The 4,142-nt window shown below is 37.4% G+C and carries 4 protein-coding genes; 2 read left to right on the forward strand and 2 right to left on the reverse strand.

Translation table 11 applies throughout. The annotated features are described in order from the left end of the window. A partial coding sequence (locus JQC92_RS21265; RefSeq protein ID WP_205001534.1) for a hypothetical protein occupies nucleotides 1-182 on the forward strand: 182 nt, incomplete at its 5' end. Here the strand turns inward: JQC92_RS21265 and JQC92_RS21270 are convergent. Beyond that, on the reverse strand, nucleotides 171-1,277 hold the full coding sequence (locus tag JQC92_RS21270; RefSeq protein WP_205001535.1) for a PepSY-associated TM helix domain-containing protein: 1,107 nt from the start codon (nucleotides 1,275-1,277) through the stop codon (nucleotides 171-173). The two genes, JQC92_RS21265 and JQC92_RS21270, sit on opposite strands and share 12 nt — an antisense overlap. A gap of 59 nt (nucleotides 1,278-1,336) precedes the next feature. Further along, a complete protein-coding gene (locus tag JQC92_RS21275) occupies nucleotides 1,337-3,412 on the reverse strand; it encodes a TonB-dependent siderophore receptor (protein ID WP_205001536.1) in 2,076 nt (691 codons plus the stop codon). A gap of 410 nt (nucleotides 3,413-3,822) precedes the next feature. Here JQC92_RS21275 and JQC92_RS21280 point away from each other — a divergent pair, with 410 nt between their 5' ends. Further along, the gene (locus tag JQC92_RS21280) at nucleotides 3,823-4,044 is read left to right on the forward strand and encodes a hypothetical protein (protein WP_205001537.1); all 222 of its coding nucleotides are present in this window, start codon (nucleotides 3,823-3,825) and stop codon (nucleotides 4,042-4,044) included. Nucleotides 4,045-4,142: the final 98 nt, after the last annotated feature.

Consider the following 4,142-nt stretch of genomic DNA (forward strand, 5'->3'; position numbering starts at 1 on the left):
CTAAAACAGATTCTATTAGTGAAGTCATGAGCAGCAGCTTTGTGAAGGTTGTATTTGCAAATTATATTTTCACAAACTCTGCTCGTGATTTCGAATTATTCAAAAAACTGTCCGAAGTATTGACTTTGATATTAACGATTTCTCTGAATTTAAGCACTTCGGCCATTGCTTTACCGAGTTGATGCCTTATATCTACGCCATGAGAGAGTAATTCCCGTATAGGCTAATAAGCAAGCAAGTAATGAGGCTAGGCCAGCTATAGTTTGTCCTATAATACCGAGTATTTCACCAGTATGTAGGAATCGAATAATACTTCGTAATTGACTATATTCTGAAAGAGAATCGAAATCCTGAGTGGCAATAATTTTACCTGTGGCATTATCAAATACAGCAGTGTGTCGCTTATGGGGTTCAGCACCATTACCATTATCAATTTGGTAAGTATGAATACTTACAGGCTCGTCTGAGATTCCAAATTGGATACTTTTCCATTCTAAATTACTTTCTTTTATCACCATCAATTGATGCTCAATCACATCATGGGAAAAATGCGGTGTTGCGACTTTAGTTGGCTTCGGTAATGTTTTAGAGATGGTTGAAACATTTTCTTTCAGCACTTGTCCAGGCCATTTAAATGAAAAGAAAATTGCAGTAAACGCAATAACAAACAGTGCTGGCGCCATATAAATCCCAAACACATTATGCCATTGATAGTCCCTCGCTTTTGAAGACGGATAGGAGCCTGTCAGTGTCAGTTTTTGTTTGAAGGCCCGACGGTTGAATCGTTTCGGCAACCATAAGTAAATACCTGAAACAATTATAAAAATAAAAATAACATTTGAAATACCATTTACCCAGCGCCCTTGACTACTAAATTTACCATCAAGCGATAGCCAGCGATGAAATGCTCTAAGGTGTTTAAAAAATGATTTGGTACCATCACCTAGCTCGGTGATTTTTTCACCTGTGTATGGGTTCAGATAGGCAAGTGTTTTCCTTCCGTCTTTTATTTGAATAGGCGCATCAATTTCATTAATAAATTTCAAGGAGGTTTGCTTTTCTGTTGGATAATTTTGGCTGATGTTTTTTATTTTCTCAATTGAAAGTGGTTCTTCGATGCCATCAGGTTTAACGGGGTAATCTTTTTGTTCTGCAAATTTAATTATTTGTCGCTCATATGTGAGCGCAAGACCTGTAATCGACATTAAAAAGATAAAAATGGCAGCACTGCAACCCAGTACTAAGTGCAGCCAAAAAAACGTTTTTTTTATATTCATAAATACACCAAAAGCCAGCAGTGTTAATGCTGCCTTATAATTTTTTTAAATTTACTTGTTTAGAATGAAGCTTTTATTTCTAATCGAGCCATTCTCTCACCACCAATTGTTACGTTATTTGTGCCACCACCGGCTAGGTATTCCGTGTCGAATAGATTCTCAATGTTGAAGCGATAATCAACGGCAATACCATTAATGCTTGTTTTGTATGTTGCACCCAAATCAACGCGAGTGTATGCATCTTTAGTGATGTTATTTGCAGTATCTGCAAAGCGTTCGCCTTGATAGAAAATCCCAGCATTAATAGCAAGTTGTTCAGTTGCTTCATATCTTGACCAGATTGAAGCTGATAATTTAGGGGCATCAACAGGGCGCTTACCTTGATATTTCGCATCCTTTTCGTACACAGCATCTAAATACATGCTTGAAGCCATAAGGAAGAAACGATCATTAACCGCACCTTGAGCTGATACTTCAAAACCCTTATGGCGCTGTAAACCCGATTGAGTGGTGATAGTCTTGTAATCGGGGTTATCGATAATATCTTCTGTGATCAACGTACCGCTTTTTTCAATATCAAAAACAGCGGTATCAACCAATAATCTATCGGTAACTTGCCATTTTGCACCAAATTCAATTTGTTTTGAGGTGACTGCATCAAGTTTCATTCCGTGATTTTTATCATCTGTATTGTTCAACGTATCACTTGAGCTTGGTTCAAAGCCTTCTGAATAATTGATATAAAGGGTGGCATCATCATTTGGATGAAATAACACACCAAACTTTGGTACGAATGAAGTGTTGTTCGCATCTTTTCTGTTTTGTTGATCGTAACGACCACCGAACATTAATTGCCAATTGTCATTGAAAGTGACTAAGTCTTGGAAGTAGACACCATAGTAGTCATACTCACTGCTGTATAAGCTATCATCAGTTTTGTAACTGATATCTGGTCGAGTTGGCTCAGCTTGTCCTGGGGTGAAGTTAACAGTGCCTGCTTTTGTTCTAAGTTGGCCGTAGCTGTAATCAAGGCGATTAATCCCAAATAGAAGTTGATGTTGAGTTTTTGCAATTTCAATTTCACCAGTCAGATCTAAATAGGTGGTTTTGAATTGCCAATCATCAAAACGATCGTAAGGTTTAGAATCATAGCTATCACCAACCGAATAATTTTCTGGGCGAGAAGGCGATGACTCAAAACGTTGACGCTTAAATGATTGCTCATTATAGCCCAGCTTCACGGACCAATTGTCAGTGATAAAATAACTTGCAGTGGCGCCAATGTTATTAACTTCAATATCGGTAAATGCCCATGAAAAATCATAAATGGTTTTGTCACGACCAATAACTTTTCCGTCAGCATCGAGCCAAGCACCCGTATCTAAGCCTGCTTTGTCGTTCGTTTGGTCGTAATAAACATTAACGAGTAAATCATCGGTTACTTGGTAATCTAGCGCTAACGATCCAAGAAAACGGTCACGGTTTCTTTGTTCACCATTTTGATATTCACGAGTGTAATTTACGTCTTGCTTAACGAGCACGGTTCGATAATTAATATCTTGGACAATCTCACCGCCAGCATCGAGCATAAAACGTGTTGAACCGTTTAAGTCGGTATCAAACCCTAAATCAAGTAGTTTTTTTGCCGTAGGTTTTTTAGTTACCATGTTGATTAAACCACCCGGGGCTGATTGTCCGTATAGAATACTAGCAGGACCTTTAATCACTTCTACACGTGAAAGCGTTTCGATTGGCTGTTGATAATGAGACCAATGCTGATGACCATCACGAAGGTAACCCGTTGATGAACTTAGTTGGAAGCCTCTTGAATTAAACACTTCTCGGTTACGCTGTTTTGAGCCAGCAGATAAGCTTGCATCATTTGAAAGCACTTCACCTAATGTTGTTGCTAATTGCTCGTCGATAATAGTTTCAGGGATTACAGTAATCGATTGAGGCGTTTCGAGCAGTGATGTATTTGTTCTGGTTGCTCCGGTAGCATCAGTCACCTTGTAATCGTTAAAGTAAGTGCCTTTTACTTGAATGACCTCAATGTCTGCTGACTCAGCAAAAGCTTGAAGTGATAAAGACGATAGAGCAACGGAAATAGCAAATGGCAGACTTTTAATCTTCATTGTACGCTCAAATAATTATGGGTATGAATAAGAAATTGAGCGCATTTTACATTTTAGATATGCGAATGTAAATGATTATCAATTATATTTCTCTTGTTAATTAATTTATATCAAATACGTTGCTGACTCTGTCGTTATGAGGGCAACTCTGTAGCGTTTATTAGGGACTTTTGATCTAGGCGTTGACGGCAGAAGTGTGAAGCATCAGCCCATTTACCACTTTCTTTTTCATCAGCCTCTTCTGGATTATTAGGACGACACCACCAATCTTTAGGAGTAATTTTATGTATCTAGGTAGATAGGCGTATTTAACTTACTGTAAAATAAAAAGTTTGCGGATTATGCATATTTTTCATTATTCATAAAAAGTAAAATTTAAGCATAGAGTTATCATTTCATATAAAAGTTTTATGTTTAAACAGTTAGTAAAAAAGTTCTTTTTTAAACAAAGACAAGATACGGATAAAGAGTGGCGATACTTTGAAGATACTTATCACTCTTTAAAAACGATTGAGTTTCAAGAGAGCTTAAACAACTCCGCGCAGAATACGGCAGACGAAAAAGAGCGTATTGTTCAATGCGATCTACAGGAGCAATTTTATCATTATTTGGAACCCATCAAACATGGGTAACAAATTAAGAAGAAAAATCTGAGGAGAAAAGCTTTATTTTTGAGATAATAAGTCAACCACGACAACTATCAAAATAAAATGGCGATTCTGAACAAAAC

This window comes from Parashewanella hymeniacidonis (genome assembly GCF_016900895.1).
In the GTDB taxonomy this organism is placed as follows: Bacteria; Pseudomonadota; Gammaproteobacteria; order Enterobacterales; family Shewanellaceae; genus Parashewanella; species Parashewanella hymeniacidonis.

Excerpts from the sequence above, each read along its gene's own strand:
- JQC92_RS21280 (WP_205001537.1), top strand. The coding sequence starts at position 3,823 with ATGTTTAAACAGTTAGTAAAAAAGTTCTTTTTTAAACAAAGACAAGAT.
- JQC92_RS21275 (WP_205001536.1), bottom strand. The coding sequence starts at position 3,412 with ATGAAGATTAAAAGTCTGCCATTTGCTATTTCCGTTGCTCTATCGTCT.
- JQC92_RS21270 (WP_205001535.1), bottom strand. The coding sequence starts at position 1,277 with ATGAATATAAAAAAAACGTTTTTTTGGCTGCACTTAGTACTGGGTTGC.